The organism is Exiguobacterium sp. s149, from assembly GCF_018618395.1.
In the GTDB taxonomy this organism is placed as follows: domain Bacteria; phylum Bacillota; class Bacilli; order Exiguobacteriales; family Exiguobacteriaceae; genus Exiguobacterium; species Exiguobacterium chiriqhucha.
Genome location: NZ_JACSLZ010000005.1, coordinates 231,251 through 245,908, shown reverse-complemented (window position 1 = coordinate 245,908; position 14,658 = coordinate 231,251). Strand labels below are relative to the sequence as shown.

At 55.0% G+C, this 14,658-nt stretch carries 16 protein-coding genes; 15 read left to right on the top strand and 1 reads right to left on the bottom strand.

Annotated elements, in window-relative coordinates:
- Positions 1–19 precede the first annotated feature (19 nt).
- The 7 genes from KNP81_RS09490 to KNP81_RS09460 all read left to right on the top strand — a co-directional run bounded on the left by KNP81_RS09490 (position 20) and on the right by KNP81_RS09460 (position 4,551).
- Positions 20–460, top strand: a complete 441-nt coding sequence (locus KNP81_RS09490) for a DUF2487 family protein (protein WP_021067207.1) — start codon at positions 20–22, stop codon at positions 458–460.
- Between the two features lie 110 nt (positions 461–570).
- Positions 571–1,074, top strand: a complete 504-nt coding sequence (locus tag KNP81_RS09485; protein WP_021067208.1) for a QcrA and Rieske domain-containing protein — start codon at positions 571–573, stop codon at positions 1,072–1,074.
- 15 nt (positions 1,075–1,089) lie between these two features.
- Positions 1,090–1,761 carry a menaquinol-cytochrome c reductase cytochrome b subunit gene (gene qcrB, locus KNP81_RS09480; protein WP_021067209.1) on the top strand — a complete coding sequence of 224 codons (672 nt, stop codon included), beginning with the start codon at positions 1,090–1,092 and terminating at the stop codon, positions 1,759–1,761.
- Between the two features lie 33 nt (positions 1,762–1,794).
- Positions 1,795–2,589, top strand: a complete 795-nt coding sequence (locus KNP81_RS09475; protein WP_021067210.1) for a menaquinol-cytochrome c reductase cytochrome b/c subunit — start codon at positions 1,795–1,797, stop codon at positions 2,587–2,589.
- Between the two features lie 99 nt (positions 2,590–2,688).
- Positions 2,689–3,303 carry a DUF1405 domain-containing protein gene (locus KNP81_RS09470; protein ID WP_214719761.1) on the top strand — a complete coding sequence of 205 codons (615 nt, stop codon included), beginning with the start codon at positions 2,689–2,691 and terminating at the stop codon, positions 3,301–3,303.
- 38 nt (positions 3,304–3,341) lie between these two features.
- Positions 3,342–4,025 (top strand): zinc metallopeptidase, encoded by a 684-nt coding sequence (locus KNP81_RS09465; RefSeq protein WP_214719760.1) that lies wholly within the window; start codon positions 3,342–3,344, stop codon positions 4,023–4,025.
- A 61-nt stretch (positions 4,026–4,086) separates the two neighbouring features.
- Positions 4,087–4,551, top strand: a complete 465-nt coding sequence (locus tag KNP81_RS09460; protein ID WP_021067213.1) for a GreA/GreB family elongation factor — start codon at positions 4,087–4,089, stop codon at positions 4,549–4,551.
- A 43-nt stretch (positions 4,552–4,594) separates the two neighbouring features.
- On the opposite strand, the gene KNP81_RS09455 is transcribed toward KNP81_RS09460, so the two are convergent.
- Positions 4,595–5,470, bottom strand: coding sequence for a YitT family protein (locus KNP81_RS09455; RefSeq protein ID WP_021067214.1), 876 nt, complete (start codon positions 5,468–5,470; stop codon positions 4,595–4,597).
- Between the two features lie 111 nt (positions 5,471–5,581).
- Here KNP81_RS09455 and bshB1 point away from each other — a divergent pair, with 111 nt between their 5' ends.
- From bshB1 to dinG, 8 genes are all read left to right on the top strand, one after another.
- On the top strand, positions 5,582–6,265 hold the full coding sequence (bshB1, locus tag KNP81_RS09450; protein ID WP_214719759.1) for a bacillithiol biosynthesis deacetylase BshB1: 684 nt from the start codon (positions 5,582–5,584) through the stop codon (positions 6,263–6,265).
- Positions 6,262–7,383 carry an N-acetyl-alpha-D-glucosaminyl L-malate synthase BshA gene (bshA, locus tag KNP81_RS09445; protein WP_021067216.1) on the top strand — a complete coding sequence of 374 codons (1,122 nt, stop codon included), beginning with the start codon at positions 6,262–6,264 and terminating at the stop codon, positions 7,381–7,383. The genes bshB1 and bshA overlap by 4 nt, the downstream gene beginning before the upstream one ends.
- Positions 7,380–8,519 (top strand): CCA tRNA nucleotidyltransferase, encoded by a 1,140-nt coding sequence (locus KNP81_RS09440; protein ID WP_214719758.1) that lies wholly within the window; start codon positions 7,380–7,382, stop codon positions 8,517–8,519. The genes bshA and KNP81_RS09440 overlap by 4 nt, the downstream gene beginning before the upstream one ends.
- Positions 8,492–9,454 carry a biotin--[acetyl-CoA-carboxylase] ligase gene (locus KNP81_RS09435; RefSeq protein ID WP_214719757.1) on the top strand — a complete coding sequence of 321 codons (963 nt, stop codon included), beginning with the start codon at positions 8,492–8,494 and terminating at the stop codon, positions 9,452–9,454. The genes KNP81_RS09440 and KNP81_RS09435 overlap by 28 nt, the downstream gene beginning before the upstream one ends.
- A gap of 218 nt (positions 9,455–9,672) precedes the next feature.
- Entirely contained in the window at positions 9,673–10,509 is an 837-nt protein-coding gene (gene panB / locus KNP81_RS09430) for a 3-methyl-2-oxobutanoate hydroxymethyltransferase (RefSeq protein WP_214719756.1), read from the top strand.
- Positions 10,506–11,336, top strand: coding sequence for a pantoate--beta-alanine ligase (panC, locus tag KNP81_RS09425; RefSeq protein WP_214719755.1), 831 nt, complete (start codon positions 10,506–10,508; stop codon positions 11,334–11,336). The genes panB and panC overlap by 4 nt, the downstream gene beginning before the upstream one ends.
- Positions 11,337–11,341: 5 nt before the next feature.
- Positions 11,342–11,725, top strand: coding sequence for an aspartate 1-decarboxylase (panD, locus tag KNP81_RS09420; protein ID WP_021067221.1), 384 nt, complete (start codon positions 11,342–11,344; stop codon positions 11,723–11,725).
- Between the two features lie 107 nt (positions 11,726–11,832).
- The gene (dinG, locus tag KNP81_RS09415; RefSeq protein ID WP_214719754.1) at positions 11,833–14,643 is read left to right on the top strand and encodes an ATP-dependent DNA helicase DinG; all 2,811 of its coding nucleotides are present in this window, start codon (positions 11,833–11,835) and stop codon (positions 14,641–14,643) included.
- Positions 14,644–14,658 lie beyond the last annotated feature (15 nt).

Below are 14,658 nucleotides of genomic sequence, written 5' to 3'. Positions count from 1 at the left end.
AATGGAGAGGAGGAGGAAGATGAGGTTCGATGGTCTAGACGCGATGAAGTCGCTCTCAGAACGCCAATACGTCGATACGCTCGTCGTCCCGCTCGTCGAATTGGCGTTTGATGAGGACATGGTGCGGAAAGCCGAAGGAAACGAAGTCATCCAGGCGGTGGCACTTGAAACCGAGCGCCAATTGTCCGGTCGGACGATGCTAAGCCCGACAATCAGTTATGTCGACGCGGAGGCAGGGCGTGCGCTCGCCGAACAAGTTACTGTTCAGGCGACGGCATCGGGGTTTACCCACGTGTTGTTCATCTCCTCGGATTTGCGTTTCAAGGGCTCTGAACTGCCGATTATTTTCGTTCCGCCGCTTGCGTTGAAAGGCATGTCCGGCGAGCAGTCGCACACGATGGTTCAAAATTTTGCGACGCAAGTCATTACCGATCTTTCGAGCCGTTGGATGGCGACATGAAGCGGTTGACGTGGAGGTTTTATTGATATACTATTTTGTTGAGTGAGAAATTTTTGTGAAGAATGCATAAAGAATTATGGGGTTATGCACACGAATGAGGGGGGAACGAAATGGCTCAAAATGGGTCAAAAGTCACACGCCGTCAGTTCTTAACGTATACGTTGACTGGTGTAGGTGGCTTTATGGCGGCAACATTGATCAGTCCGATGGTCAACTTTGCGATCGATCCGGTCTTAAAAAAATCGGGAGCGGGCGATAAAGTAAAAGTCATCAGTCTTGATGACATCACGACTGAGCCGCAACGTGTCGACTTTAAGAAACAAACGCAAGATGCTTGGTATGAATTTGAAGAAACGCTTTCGGCGTGGGTATTTAAAGATGAGAGCGGCGAAATCATCGCCTTGTCTCCAATTTGTACGCACCTCGGCTGCCAAGTAGGATATGGTGGAGACCCGACTCGACCGACAGAATTCTTCTGCCCGTGTCACTTCGGTCGCTATGAGAAAGATGGAACGAACATTCCTGGTACGCCTCCGACTGCACCACTTGCACGCTACGAAAAAGAAGAAAAAGACGGCTTCCTATACTTGGGCAGTCCAGTCGCACAGTTGTGAGAGGGGGAATAGTCGATGTTACAAAAAATTTATGATTGGGTCGATGAACGCGTCGACATCACGCCGTTATGGCGCGACATCGCTGACCATGAAGTTCCAGAACACGTCAACCCTGCCCATCACTTTTCAGCATTTGTTTATTGCTTCGGCGGTCTGACGTTCTTCACGATCGTGATTCAAATTCTGTCAGGGATGTTCTTGACGATGTACTATGTACCAGACATCATCAACGCGCACGCGTCGGTGTACTATCTTCAAAACGAGATCGCGCACGGACAAATCGTTCGTGGGATGCACCACTGGGGCGCATCGGTTGCGATCGTCATGTTGTTCTTACATACGCTCCGCGTATTCTTTACCGGGTCGTATAAGAAACCTCGCGAACTCAACTGGGTCGTCGGTGTTCTCTTGTTCTTCGTCGTCTTGGCGCTCGGTCTTACAGGGTACTTGTTGCCGTGGGATATGAAAGCGTTGTTCGCGACGAAAGTTACACTTCAAATTGCCGAGAGTGTCCCGGTCATTGGTGGTATCGCCAAAACGCTTCTCGCCGGTGGCGAGATCGTCGGCGCACGGACGCTCACGAACTTCTTCGCCATTCACGTCTTCTTCTTACCGGCGGCCTTGTTCGGACTCCTCGGAGCCCACTTCTTGATGATTCGTAAGCAAGGGATCTCAGGACCGCTATAAGCCGATTCGAAGACAAAAAGGAGGAGAAACGATATGCATCGCGGTAAAGGGATGAAATTTGTAACCGACTCTCGAGTAGGAATCTCGAATCGGAAACAAAATATTGCTAAAGACTATTCAGAGTATCCAGGACGCACGGAAGCGTTCTGGCCGAACTTCTTGTTGAAAGAGTGGATGGTCGGTTCGGTCTTCTTGATCGGATTCATCGCCTTGACGATTGTCGAGGCCCCACCGCTCCAAAACATCGCCGATCCAACGAACACGTCATACATTCCGCTTCCGGACTGGTATTTCTTGTTCTTGTATCAATTGCTCAAGTATCAGTTCGCAGCAGGGGATTGGATCTTGCTTGGAACGGTCATCTTGCCAGGGGTCGCTTTCACGGCGCTCTTGATCGCACCATGGCTCGACCAAGGACTCGAACGCCGTCCGGCCAAACGTCCGGTCGCCATTAGCTTCATGCTTCTCGGTGTGTTGTCGATTTTCTACTTGACGTGGGAATCGGTTCAAACGACGCACTGGGATCAAGTTCATGAACAAGGGATCTTGGAAGTTCCGGGCGAGGGCCCTGAAATCGATACGGCCGCACCTGGCTATGAGATTTATTCGGCTCAGTCTTGTGTGAACTGTCACGGTCAGAACCTCGAAGGCGGGGCAGCAGCTCCTGCACTCGTCGGCACACAGTATACGGCCGAAGAGATCGCGGATATCGCGGTCAACGGTGTCGGTACGATGCCAGCCGGTCAATGGGATGGTTCGGATGAAGATCTCCAAGCCATGTCTGAATTCATCGCTTCATACGGTGAAGGCGGCGAAAACAACCAATAATCGATTGGTTCAAGAAGCGTGGCCCGTCTAACGGGTCACGCTTCTTTTTACTTCGCCTCCGTTGCGCTACAATAGAGAAAAAAAGGATGGAATACACGAATGATACATATGTTACGCCCGTTTCTCACCCATCGGACCGTCTTGGTGCTCTTGTTCATCATCAACTTGTTCGGAACGATTTACGGATATGTCTGGTATGAGCCCCAGCTCCGTGACACACCGCTCATCTATTGGCCGTTCGTGCCGGACAGTCCGACGGCCTCGCTCTTCTTCACGGTCGTGCTCGGCTTATGGATTGCCGGGAAGAAGTCACCCCTCATGGAGACGCTCGCCTTCGTGACGCTCATCAAATACGGGGTATGGGCCGTCATCATGAACATCTTGTTCTTACGGGAACTCGGTCCCGATGCCGAGACGTTCACCGTGCTCATGGCCGTCATGCTGATGGTGTCACACGGGGCGATGGCGTTCCAGGCGCTGTTGTACGCACCGTTCATGACATGGACGGTCCGCTCGTTTGTCTTGACGCTCATCTGGGTCATCCATAACGACGTCGTCGACTACGTGCTCGGACAATGGCCGCGTTATCCGTCACTGGCCGAACATATCGCCTGGATCGGCTACGGGTCGTTCTGGTTGACCGGAATATGTTTTTTTATGGGATACCACATCATCCTACGCACTTCGCTTGATAATAAGTTCATTAGAATGTAAAATCAGATTATCAAATACACGCAGAGGTGATAGAGAACATGTCATTAGGTGGCTATATTTTCTATCTTGCACTGATTATGCTCATTCCGTTATGGGCCCAGATGCGAGTGAAAAGTACGTACAAAAAGTTTCTCCAACAACCGATTCAAAGCGGAGTCACGGGTGCACAGGTCGCTGACTTCATCATGAAACAAAACGGCGTTCATAACGTCCGGATCGAGATGGTCGATGGTTTGATGAGTGACCATTACGACCCGGTCAATAAAGTCGTCCGTCTGTCGCGCGAAGTGTATCAAGGGTCGACGATTTCATCGGCTGCGATTGCGGCCCACGAGATTGGCCACGTGATTCAAGATGCATCCGACTATAAGTTGATGCGGGTCCGTCACCGTCTCGTCCCGATCGTGAACATCACGTCGAACTTGTCGTTCCCACTTCTCTTAGGTGGTTTCTTGCTCGGCGCGATGGGGCTCGCCCAACTCGGTGTCATCATGATGCTCGGGGCGGTCGTGTTCCAACTCGTCACGTTACCTGTCGAATTCGATGCCTCGAAACGGGCTATGGCTGAATTGACGAGCCACGGCATCGTCACGGCAACGGAAGAGTCGGGCGCACGCAAAGTGCTCAACGCGGCGGCTTGGACATATGTGGCGGCCACACTTGTCGCCGTCGCCGAACTGATCCGCTTGGCGCTCATCGTCTTCATGCCACGTGATGAGTAGAATCAAGGGTCCCGTCCACGTGACGGGACTTTTTTAATTTTGCTTTCGAAAGGAGTAGCAGATGAATCAACCACAATTGACGAAAGCGGGACGGCTCCGCTTACAAGAACAGCTGGAGACGTTGCGCGGGGATAGCCGGCATGAGGCGCTCGAACGCGTCAAGACGGCCCGAAAGTTTTGTGATTTTCGTGAAGACGTGACGTACGTGGAGGCGGTCCGGGAACAAGAGCGGATTGAGACTAAAATTATCGAACTGGAGCGTCTGCTCGCCGATGCCGTTATCGTCGACGAGGGTCGGCCCGACGTCGTCGCGTTCGGGAGCCGAGTCGTCATTCGGGAATTACCGGACGGGAACGATGAGACGTATCGCCTCGTCGGTGAGCTCGAGGCTGATTTGGCGGAAGAAACGATTTCCGTATCGTCCCCGCTCGGTAGTGGGTTGATGGGAGGCGTTGTCGGTCAATCCGTATCAATCGCTTCACCGGGCGGTCCACTCGATTTTGAGATTGTCCGAATCGAGCCATAATGAAACGCCCCGTTCATCCGAACGGGGCGTCGTTTGTCGTGACTTATTTCAGCGGGACACGGTTCTCATCGAACGTGAACCCTTCACCGCCGACCTCATAGACGTGGTGGAACGTGACGAAGGCGTGTGGGTCGATCTGTTTGACGATTGTCTTCAACCGATTGACTTCGTTTCGTCCAACGACGACGTATAGCACTTCGAGCTCTTTATTCGAATAGCCGCCCTTGGCGAGGAGCCGTGTCGTCCCACGGTTCATCGTGGCGTGAATCCCGTCAGCGATGGCCGTACGATGATCGCTGATAATCATGGCGGCCTTGCCGGCGTATGTCCCTTCTTGCATCGAGTCGATGACGCGGGCACCGATATAGACGGCGAGGAGCGTGTACATCGCCTCGCGGATATCGAGATACGTCAAACTGAGGACGATGACGAAAAAGTCGAACACGAGGAACGTCTTGCCGATTGACCAGCCAACATAACGTTGGACGAGCCGGGCGATGATATCGACGCCTCCCGTCGTCCCGCCGTTATTGAAGATGATGCCGAGACCGACTCCGATGAAGAGACCGGCGAATAGACTCGCGAGCACCATATCGTCCGTCAAATCGATGATTAGATTCGAGTACTTGGCGATGAGGGCGTACCAGAGCGAGAAACTGAACGTCCCGATGAGCGTATAGATGAACGTCGTCCGCCCGAGCAGCTTGTAGCTGACAAAAAAGAGCGGGATGTTGAGCGCCAAGTTCGTGATCGATGGCGACCAGTCGAACAAACCGCGCAGAATCAAGGTGATGCCCGTGAATCCGCCTTCCGCCAAATTGTTCTGGACGTTGAAATGATAGACGCCGAACGCGAAGATAAAGGAACCAATTAAAATAAAGAATATATTGCGAAACCGAATCGGTAATTGTACCGTCATTTGGTTCACCTCCCACCTAGTAGCGTACTCGAAAAACCTCTGGATTGACTACCCTCTACATATGACATTCTGCGATGAGTCCGATATAATTTTCACAGAAGAGGTGATTTTATGAAAATAGTAGCAATCGGGGCCCATCCAGACGATATCGAAATCGGAATCGCCGGCATGACCGCCCAATGGACCGAGGCCGGGGTCGACGTCCTATACGTCGATTTGACGAGAGCGGAGCTGTCTTCGAACGGGGACGTCGTCACACGCGGCATCGAAGCCGAAACGGCCGATCGGGTGCTCGGCATCCGTCGCATCAATCTCGGGTTCCCGGACCGGGGCCTGACCGGGGACACCACGCAAATCGAGTCAATCGTCCGATTGATTCGGTCCGAGCGTCCGACACACGTCCTGTATCCATACGGCATCGACCGCCATCCCGACCACGGCGCCTGCGCCCGACTCGTCGAGGAGGCGCTCTTTAATGCCGGAATCCGTAAATACATGCCCGACGTCCCGGCATATCGGCCGTCGAGCGTCTATCAATATATGATTAACGCCCATACGACACCGGACGTCTGCATCGACATCACAGGGACAATCGAGCAAAAACTTGACGCCTTGCGCGCCTATGCCAGTCAGTTCACACCGGTCGACGGCGTGGCAACGCCGCTCACGGACGCCTATCTCGAACGGGTGTTGGCGCGGGAACGTCACTTCGGCAGCTTAATCGGGACCGCATATGCGGAAGGGTTGATGACGAGTCGCCCGTACGTCGTCCATCGGGCAGGTGAGCTCACATGAGTCTACGAATCGGAGTTCTCTGTTATCCGTCGGTCGGGGGTTCGGGCATTCTCGCCACCGAGCTCGGGATGAAACTCGCCGACCGGGGCCATGACGTCCATTTCATCACGTCGAGCATCCCATTCCGATTGAACGCCTATCATCCGAACATCACGTTCCACCAAGTCGAGATCAATCAATACTCGGTGTTCCGGTATCCACCGTACGACATCACGCTGGCGTCGAAGATTGCGAGCGTCATCCGGGCGTTCGGCCTCGATGTCATCCACGCCCACTATGCGGTGCCGCACGCCGTCTGTGCCGCCCTCGGACGCGAGATGGCGGGGACAAAGACACCGATCGTGTCGACACTCCATGGCACGGATATCACCGTGCTCGGGGAAGATGAGGAATTGAAGCCGGCGATTTTGTACGGCTTACGCCAATCGAACGCCATCACGGCCGTCTCGGACAGTTTGAAGCAAGAGACGCTCGAGCGGATTGGGTCCGACTTATCGATTGACGTCATTCACAACTTCATCGATGAGGCGGTCTATCAACCGCAGGCCGACACGTCGCTCCGCGAACGGTATGGCTTGTCCGATCAAGACCGGGTCGTCATCCATATCTCGAACTTCCGGCAAGTGAAGCGAATCGATCTCGTGCTCGAGGCGTTCCAGCAGATGAACGTCCCACATAAGAAACTGCTCCTCGTCGGCGACGGTCCGCTCATGGGAGCGATGCGCCGCCTCGTGAGCGAAATGGGACTCGAAGAGCAAGTCATCTTCGCCGGGAAGCAAGAACAAGTGGCGGCGCTCTTGTCGATTTGCGACGTCCACATCCTGTTATCGGACAAAGAGGCGTTCGGTCTCGTCGCGCTCGAGGCGATGGCGACGGGCGTCCCGTCGGTCGTCAGCGATGCGGGCGGATTGCCGGAAGTCATCACTGACGGCGTGGAAGGGTTCGTCGTCAAACGCGGCGACGCGCTCGCGGCGACGAGAGCGCTCGAAGCGATTTTGCTTGACGGGGAACTGCATGCACGCTTCCGCACGAACGGGCTCGAACGGGCCAAACAGTTCGCGTCGGCTGATATCGTCACGGCATATGAATCGCTTTATGAACAGGTGGTGCGCCCATGACGGAATGGGAATACGCCAAACAGATTATCGAAACGATTAACGCCCACGGCGGCGAAGCGTATATCGTCGGGGGGGCCGTCCGCGACTATATGCGCGGTACGCTTCCGGATGACATCGATATCGCCACGTCGCTCTTTCCGGACGAAGTTATGCGCTTGTTCCCGAAATCGGTACCGACCGGAATCGATCACGGCACAGTGACGGTCATTCTCGACCATCATCCGTTCGAAGTGACGACGTTCCGGTCGGAAGGGACCTATTCGGATTCGAGACGGCCCGACCACGTGTCGCTCGGCGTCTCGCTCGAGGAGGATATGAAACGGCGCGACTTCACGATGAACGCGATGGCGTTCCACAATGGCAACGTCGTCGATTTGTTCGGCGGTCGGATGGATCTTGAGGCGCGTGTCATTCGTACCGTCGGCAGCCCGTACGAACGCTTCAATGAGGACGCGCTCCGCATCATGCGGGCGTTCCGCTTCATGGCCCAGCTCGATTTCCGTCTCGATGACGACGTGCAACGGGCTTCCCGCGAACTCGGTCATAAACTGCAAGACATCGCGATGGAGCGGGTCGCCATCGAGTTTGAGAAGCTGATGGTCGGTCCGGCGTATCGAAAAGCGCTGGCGGCGATACTGGACCTCGGCATCCATCAGTACTTACCGAACGTCTCGGAAGAACTGATTGAGCGCGTCATCGCCGACAGACGGACGCCGGTCAATCCGGTCGGCGGCTGGGCGCTGTTCGTCCATCATGCCGCTGCGACCGATTGGTTGACGCCGTGGAAACGCTCGAACGCGCTGAAACGGGAAGCGAACGTGCTCGCCCGGTTGTTCACGACCGGCCTCGACACGTTCACGATTTACGAGACGACGACGGCGACGCTCTCGACGTATCTCGACATGTCGGGTCGGACGGAGACGGCTGAACAGTTGAAGCGGCAGTTGCCGATTCAATCGCGCCGGGAGCTTCGCTTCGACGGCCGTGACGCGCTCCAAATCGGGGCCAAGGGTCCGCTCATCAAACAAGTGCTCGCCCACGTCGAACGGCTCGTGCTGGAAGGCGAGCTCGCCAACGAACCGGAACCGTTACGAAAGGAGGCGAAACGATGGCTTCAACACGCGGAAAAGTATTAAACCTGTTGCAGGACGGGACCGTCTGGAGTGGTCAGGAGTTGGCCCGTCAATTAAATATTTCACGTACCGCTATTTGGAAGCATATTGAGATGTTAAAACAAGATGGGTATGCGATTGAGACGATTCCTCGAAAAGGGTATCAATTGTTCGGCCAGACCGACCGACTCGATGAGCCAGCGTTCGTATCGTTCCGAAAAGGACGCTTCGGACAAGCCGTCCATGCGTTTGATCAAGTCGATACGACCCAACGCATCGCCCATGAATTGGCGCAAAAAGGCGTCCTCGAAGGAACGCTCGTCATCAGCGAGGAGCAGACAGCGGGACGAGGCCAACTCGGCCGGAACTGGTATAATCCAAGCCACGTCAATATCGCGGCGAGTGTCATCCTGCGCCCGGCGTTGCCGATTCGCGACGCCTCGAAACTGACGCTCATGGCGGCGAGCGCGTTCGCGCGCGCCCTGCATGCGCAAGGTATCCCGGCTACCATCAAATGGCCGAATGACTTGTTGCTCAATGGGAAAAAAATCGGCGGCATCTTGACCGAGATGCAGACGGAGGGTGACCGGATTCAAGCCGTCATCCTCGGATTCGGGTTGAACGTCAATAGCGATGTCATCCCGGACGAGCTCGCCCATCGCGCGACGTCCATCAAGCTTGAAACGAATCAGACGTATCGGAGAAGCGAGTTGCTCGCGCACTTGCTCGCCGAGCTCGAGACGGAATACGATTTGTTCCTCGCCTCAGGATTTGATTCTGTGCGCGCCCATTGGCTCGAACACGCCGCCTATCTAAACGAACCGGTGACGTTGACGGCGTCAGGGAAGCCAAGACGCGGGACGATGCGCGGCATTTCAGAGGAAGGGGCACTCCTGTTGGAACATGAAGGAACGGTGGAGCCGATTTATTCTGCCGAGATCGCAGTTTGGAATGATTGATGGAAACGGGTTCGTGGTCTATAATGAATGTGCCGGACGCTATCGCTCGCGAAGTGTACCAGTACTGCAGACCGTCACTACATTTTTTTGTCTGCCTTGATCATTTTGACAGGGACAGAAGGACACTCATCTACTTGAGATTGTTTTCGTGCGCCTTCTTACCATTCGTGTAGGAAGGCGTTTTTTCTAACCTGTCTCCACATTAGGAGGAGAACTATATGCATACGATGACTTCGTTATTGAAGAAGATGAAGCAAGAAGAAAAATTAGTTATGTTGACTGCCTACGATTACCCGTCCGCGAAACTGGCCGAGGCTGCAGGCGTCGATATCATTTTAGTCGGGGACTCGCTCGGGATGGTCGTGCTCGGTTACGATTCGACGATTCCTGTGACAATCTCGGACATGGTCCATCACGCGAAAGCGGTTCGCCGCGGGGCCCGTGACACGTTCGTCATCGTCGATATGCCGTTCGCGACATACCACGGTGATTTCGACCGCACGCTTCAAGCGGCCGCGACGTTGTTCCAAGACGGACAAGCCGATGCGATTAAACTTGAAGGGGCGGGTGAGGTGCTTGAAACGATCGAGCGTCTGACGAAAGTCGGTATGCCGTGTGTCGCCCACCTTGGTCTCACTCCGCAATCGGTCGGTGTGCTCGAAGGTTATAAAGTACAAGGCAAGTCGCTCGAAGACGCAGAACAGTTGATTGCCGATAGCCTCGAGGCGGAGCGGGTCGGCGCGAAGATGCTCGTCCTCGAGTGTGTGCCGCATCAATTGGCCAAAAAGATTGCCGAGGCGCTCAGCATCCCGGTCATCGGAATCGGTGCGGGTGCCGATGTGGATGGCCAAGTACTCGTCTATCACGATATCTTGAAATATGGCGTCGACCGCCTTCCGAAGTTCGTCGAGGCATATGCCGACGTGAATGAAGTAGCGACGACAGCAATCCGCAATTACGTCGATGCGACGAAAGACGGCTCGTTCCCGCTCGAACGGCACACGTTCACGATGGATGAGTCATTGCTCGACACGCTCTACGGGGGCAAGGCATGAACATCGTCACGACCCCACGTTCGTTACAAGAAGCATTGACAGGTGTCGGGACGATCGGTTTCGTCCCGACGATGGGTTATTTGCATGAAGGGCACCTCAGTCTCGTCGAAGCGGCCAAGTCAGAAAACGACCTCGTCGTCATGAGTATCTTTGTCAACCCGACCCAGTTCGGACCGAACGAAGACCTCGACCGCTATCCGCGTGATTTCGAGCGGGACGAGGCACTCGCTCGCGAGGCGGGTGTCGACGTCTTGTTCTACCCGAACACGGAGACGATGTATCCGCTCGACATGGCACGTGTGACGGTGCGCACCGGCGCTGACGTCTTATGCGGGGCCAGTCGTCCCGGTCATTTCGATGGCGTCTTGACCGTCGTCTCGAAACTGTTCAATCTCGTCCGTCCGACCCGCGCTTACTTTGGGTTGAAGGATGCGCAACAGGTCGCTCTAATCGAAGGTTACGTCCGCGACTATTTCGTCCCGGTCGAGATTCGCCGCTGTGCGATTATCCGTGAACCGTCGGGCCTTGCGAAATCGTCCCGTAACGTCTATTTGTCGGAGTCAGAGAAGGCGGATGCGAGTGACATCAACCGTGCCTTGATTGAGGCGCGAGACGCCCTTGCGCAAGGTGAGGCGATTCGAGACGTGATGGCACGGCTCGAGGACCGCTTGAAGCACATTCCGAGCAGTACGATCGACTATGTCGAAATCAAAGACTATCCGACGTTGACCGAGGTGACCTCCGCGTCAACCGAACTATTGATTGCTGTAGCGGTGCAGTTCGAACGGGCCCGCTTGATTGATAATGTGATTTGGAAGAAAGGATGAATCCAATGATTCGAACATTTATGCACGCAAAACTACACAAGGCGACCGTCACCGAGGCGAATTTACATTACGTCGGCTCGATCACGATCGATGAAGATTTAATGGATGCGGTCGGGATCATGGAGAACGAGCATGTCCACATCACGAACAACCATAACGGGGCTCGCATCGAGACGTACGTCATCAAGGGCGAACGAGGCTCAGGTGTCGTCTGTTTGAACGGGGCTGCGGCCCGTCACTTCCAAGTCGGGGACGTCGTCATCATCATGGCGTACGGTCAAATGACGGCCGAGGAAGCGAAACAACATCGTCCGAAAGTCGCCGTCTTGAACGAGCGAAACGAGATTGATCAACTTCTATACGAAGAAATCGCCCATACGATTTTATAAGACGAACGGGGATGTCCGCGAGAGGCATCCCCGTTTTTTCGTGTATCGTTCTATGGTAAGATGAGACAGACAGAAAGCACGAGCGTGCCGAAGATGGGATGGATGTTATGGACACCTATGTGATAGTGGATTTGGAGACGACTGGTCATTCCGTCAAGTCCGGCGACGAATTGATTGAATTTGCGGCGGTGGTCGTTCAAGGGAGTGAAGTGATTGAGCGCTACAGTACCTTGATTCGTCCGAGTCGCCCAATCCCGCCTTTTATCACGCAGTTGACGACGATCACGAATCAAGACGTGGCGGAAGCCCCGACGTTTGAGGAAGTGATCCCAGATATATGGAAGATGCTAGACGGGCGGATTTTTGTCGCCCATAATGTATCGTTTGATTTGAATTTTTTGAATGAAAGCTTAGAGTTGGCCGGGTATATCCCGTTCCAGGGCCGGGCCATCGACACGGTCGAGCTGGCGCGGATTCTATACCCGACGCTCGAGAGCCACGCACTCGAGTCGCTCGCCGAGACGTTCAACCTCGTCCACACCGACGCGCACCGCGCGCTCAGCGACGCCGAGGCAACGGCTGAACTGTTCGTTCGCTTGGTCGAGCGGTTGCGCGCGTTACCGCTCGTCACGCTAAAACAATTGCGGCGGTTGTCCGAGTCGTGGACGAGCAACGTCGAGCCGCTGCTCGATGAGTTGATCATTCAAGTCGGGATCCGGGCCGACGACGAGACGACGTACGATGTTCATCGGAAAATCGCACTGAGACGTCTCGTCGACACGTTCGAACCCGCCATTGAACGCGAGCCGTTCGAGCCGTTCCTTCACCGGACGATTGAAGAGACGCTCCCGGCATTGTTCGGGCAATTCGAGCCGCGTCAAAGTCAATTTGAGATGATGCGCCACGTCTATAAAGCGCTCGATGACGAAGCGACACTGTTAATCGAGGCGGGGACAGGGACCGGAAAAACGTTGGCGTATTTGATTCCGAGCGCACATCACGCGCTCGAGACGAAACGACCGGTCGTCGTCAGCACACATACGATTCAATTGCAGGAACAGCTGTTGACTCGAGATTTGCCGATTTTAAAAGCGATTTTCCCTGAAGTCGAATTCACGTTGTTGAAAGGGAGACGCAATTACATCGACCTCCGCAAGTTCGAGATGATTCTCGAGGAGGAGAACGAAGGCTTGCTCCCAGCGATGTGCAAGGCGATGGTACTCGTCTGGTTGACCGAGACCGTGACAGGCGACTTGGAAGAGTTGTCGCTACCAGGCGCGGCGTCACAAGGGCCGGCCTCGTTCAAACGGCTCATCCAAGCCGACGCGGCCTCGGACTTCGGCCGCTTTGACCCGTGGTATAGCCGGGACTTCTTCACCCGGGCCGTCTTGCGCTCGAAAGAGGCCGATATCATCGTGACGAACCACGCCTTATTGTTCTCTGATTTGCAGCATCAGGCCGGGATTCTTCCGACCGATACGCCGCTCATCTTAGATGAAGCCCATCAAGTCGAGGAAGTCGCGTCGCATCACTTCGGTGTGACGTTCGACGCGATTCAGTTCGACCGCTTGTTCAAGTGGTTCGGTTACGGCGCCGATGGCAAGTTCCATTCACGCGTGCTTGGACTCGCTGATTTGACGGCCGTCGCAGAAGAAGCCGAGGCGTTCAGCAAGGCGACCGATCAAGCGCTCGCCCGCGTCGACGATGAACTGAACGATTTGCTCACGGCGCTCCAGTCGCTCGGTAAAAAGCGGGAGCAACGTCAAACCGTCCGCTTTGAGCGGGAAGGGGAGCCGTTCCGTCCGATTCGGGAAGTGGCGAAGCGACTCGAAGACCGTCTGCGGACACTCCGGACGACGCTCCGGCAACTGCATCGCCTTCTCGATGAGCATAAAGAACATATGACGTTCAAACAACGGGCCGTACTCGGGGATTTGAAGGCGTTCATCGGGGACGTGCGCGATATCGAGAGCGTGCTCTACGAGACGATGCTCACGCGGGATGACGATGCTGTCAGTTGGGTCGAACTCAACCTGGCCAACCGTAAGTTGACTTCGGTGTATACGCAACCGGTCGAAATCGGTCTGCTCTTGCATGAACGACTGTTCGCCAAGCGTTCGACCGTCTTGACGTCGGCGACGATGACCGTTTCGGGCCGATTCGGATTCATCGAACGCCGTCTTGGACTCGACGGCGAGGATGTCCGTCGCGTCGTCCTGGCGTCACCGTTTGATTTCAAGAAACAAGCGAAACTGTTCGTGCCATCCGATATCCCGCTCATCAACGAGGTTCCGTTGCCGCGGTTCGTCGAACAGATTGCAGGCTCGATTGCCCAAATCGCCAATGTGACGAAAGGACGGATGCTCGTCTTGTTCACATCGAACGAACTGTTGCGGTTGACGCACGAGGCCGTCAAAGACCAGCTTGATGAAGGTTATACGCTCCTCGCCCAAGGCGTCAGCGGCGGATCACGCAGCCGTTTGACGAAACAATTCAAGCGCATCGACCAATCGATTTTGTTCGGGACGGCCAGCTTCTGGGAAGGCGTCGACATTCCGGGCGAGGCACTCACTTGCCTCATTATCGTCCGACTCCCGTTCGCCCCGCCCGACCAACCGGTCATGCAGGCGCGGTCCGAGAAAATCGAGGCGACAGGCAAATCGTCATTCTTCGAGCTGTCACTCCCGCAAGCGGTGATCCGCTTTAAACAAGGGGTCGGCCGTCTGATTCGTTCGAAAGAGGATTACGGCGCCATCTTCGTCTTTGACCGTCGTGTCGAGACGACCCGTTATGGGAAGCAGTTCATCAACAGTTTGCCGGTCGTCGACCGAATCGACGGTCCGCTCGAGACTGCACTCGCCGAACTGGAGCTATTTTTAGACGAGAAAGAAAAGACCGGCCTAGGAAATCAGAGATAACGCTAGGCATCGTGA

What these genes read in the sequence shown, in the direction of transcription:
- KNP81_RS09490 (WP_021067207.1), top strand. Translation starts at nt 20, where the DNA reads ATGAGGTTCGATGGTCTAGACGCGATGAAGTCGCTCTCAGAACGCCAA.
- KNP81_RS09485 (WP_021067208.1), top strand. Translation starts at nt 571, where the DNA reads ATGGCTCAAAATGGGTCAAAAGTCACACGCCGTCAGTTCTTAACGTAT.
- qcrB (WP_021067209.1), top strand. Translation starts at nt 1,090, where the DNA reads ATGTTACAAAAAATTTATGATTGGGTCGATGAACGCGTCGACATCACG.
- KNP81_RS09475 (WP_021067210.1), top strand. Translation starts at nt 1,795, where the DNA reads ATGCATCGCGGTAAAGGGATGAAATTTGTAACCGACTCTCGAGTAGGA.
- KNP81_RS09470 (WP_214719761.1), top strand. Translation starts at nt 2,689, where the DNA reads ATGATACATATGTTACGCCCGTTTCTCACCCATCGGACCGTCTTGGTG.
- KNP81_RS09465 (WP_214719760.1), top strand. Translation starts at nt 3,342, where the DNA reads ATGTCATTAGGTGGCTATATTTTCTATCTTGCACTGATTATGCTCATT.
- KNP81_RS09460 (WP_021067213.1), top strand. Translation starts at nt 4,087, where the DNA reads ATGAATCAACCACAATTGACGAAAGCGGGACGGCTCCGCTTACAAGAA.
- KNP81_RS09455 (WP_021067214.1), bottom strand. Translation starts at nt 5,470, where the DNA reads ATGACGGTACAATTACCGATTCGGTTTCGCAATATATTCTTTATTTTA.
- bshB1 (WP_214719759.1), top strand. Translation starts at nt 5,582, where the DNA reads ATGAAAATAGTAGCAATCGGGGCCCATCCAGACGATATCGAAATCGGA.
- bshA (WP_021067216.1), top strand. Translation starts at nt 6,262, where the DNA reads ATGAGTCTACGAATCGGAGTTCTCTGTTATCCGTCGGTCGGGGGTTCG.
- KNP81_RS09440 (WP_214719758.1), top strand. Translation starts at nt 7,380, where the DNA reads ATGACGGAATGGGAATACGCCAAACAGATTATCGAAACGATTAACGCC.
- KNP81_RS09435 (WP_214719757.1), top strand. Translation starts at nt 8,492, where the DNA reads ATGGCTTCAACACGCGGAAAAGTATTAAACCTGTTGCAGGACGGGACC.
- panB (WP_214719756.1), top strand. Translation starts at nt 9,673, where the DNA reads ATGCATACGATGACTTCGTTATTGAAGAAGATGAAGCAAGAAGAAAAA.
- panC (WP_214719755.1), top strand. Translation starts at nt 10,506, where the DNA reads ATGAACATCGTCACGACCCCACGTTCGTTACAAGAAGCATTGACAGGT.
- panD (WP_021067221.1), top strand. Translation starts at nt 11,342, where the DNA reads ATGATTCGAACATTTATGCACGCAAAACTACACAAGGCGACCGTCACC.
- dinG (WP_214719754.1), top strand. Translation starts at nt 11,833, where the DNA reads ATGGACACCTATGTGATAGTGGATTTGGAGACGACTGGTCATTCCGTC.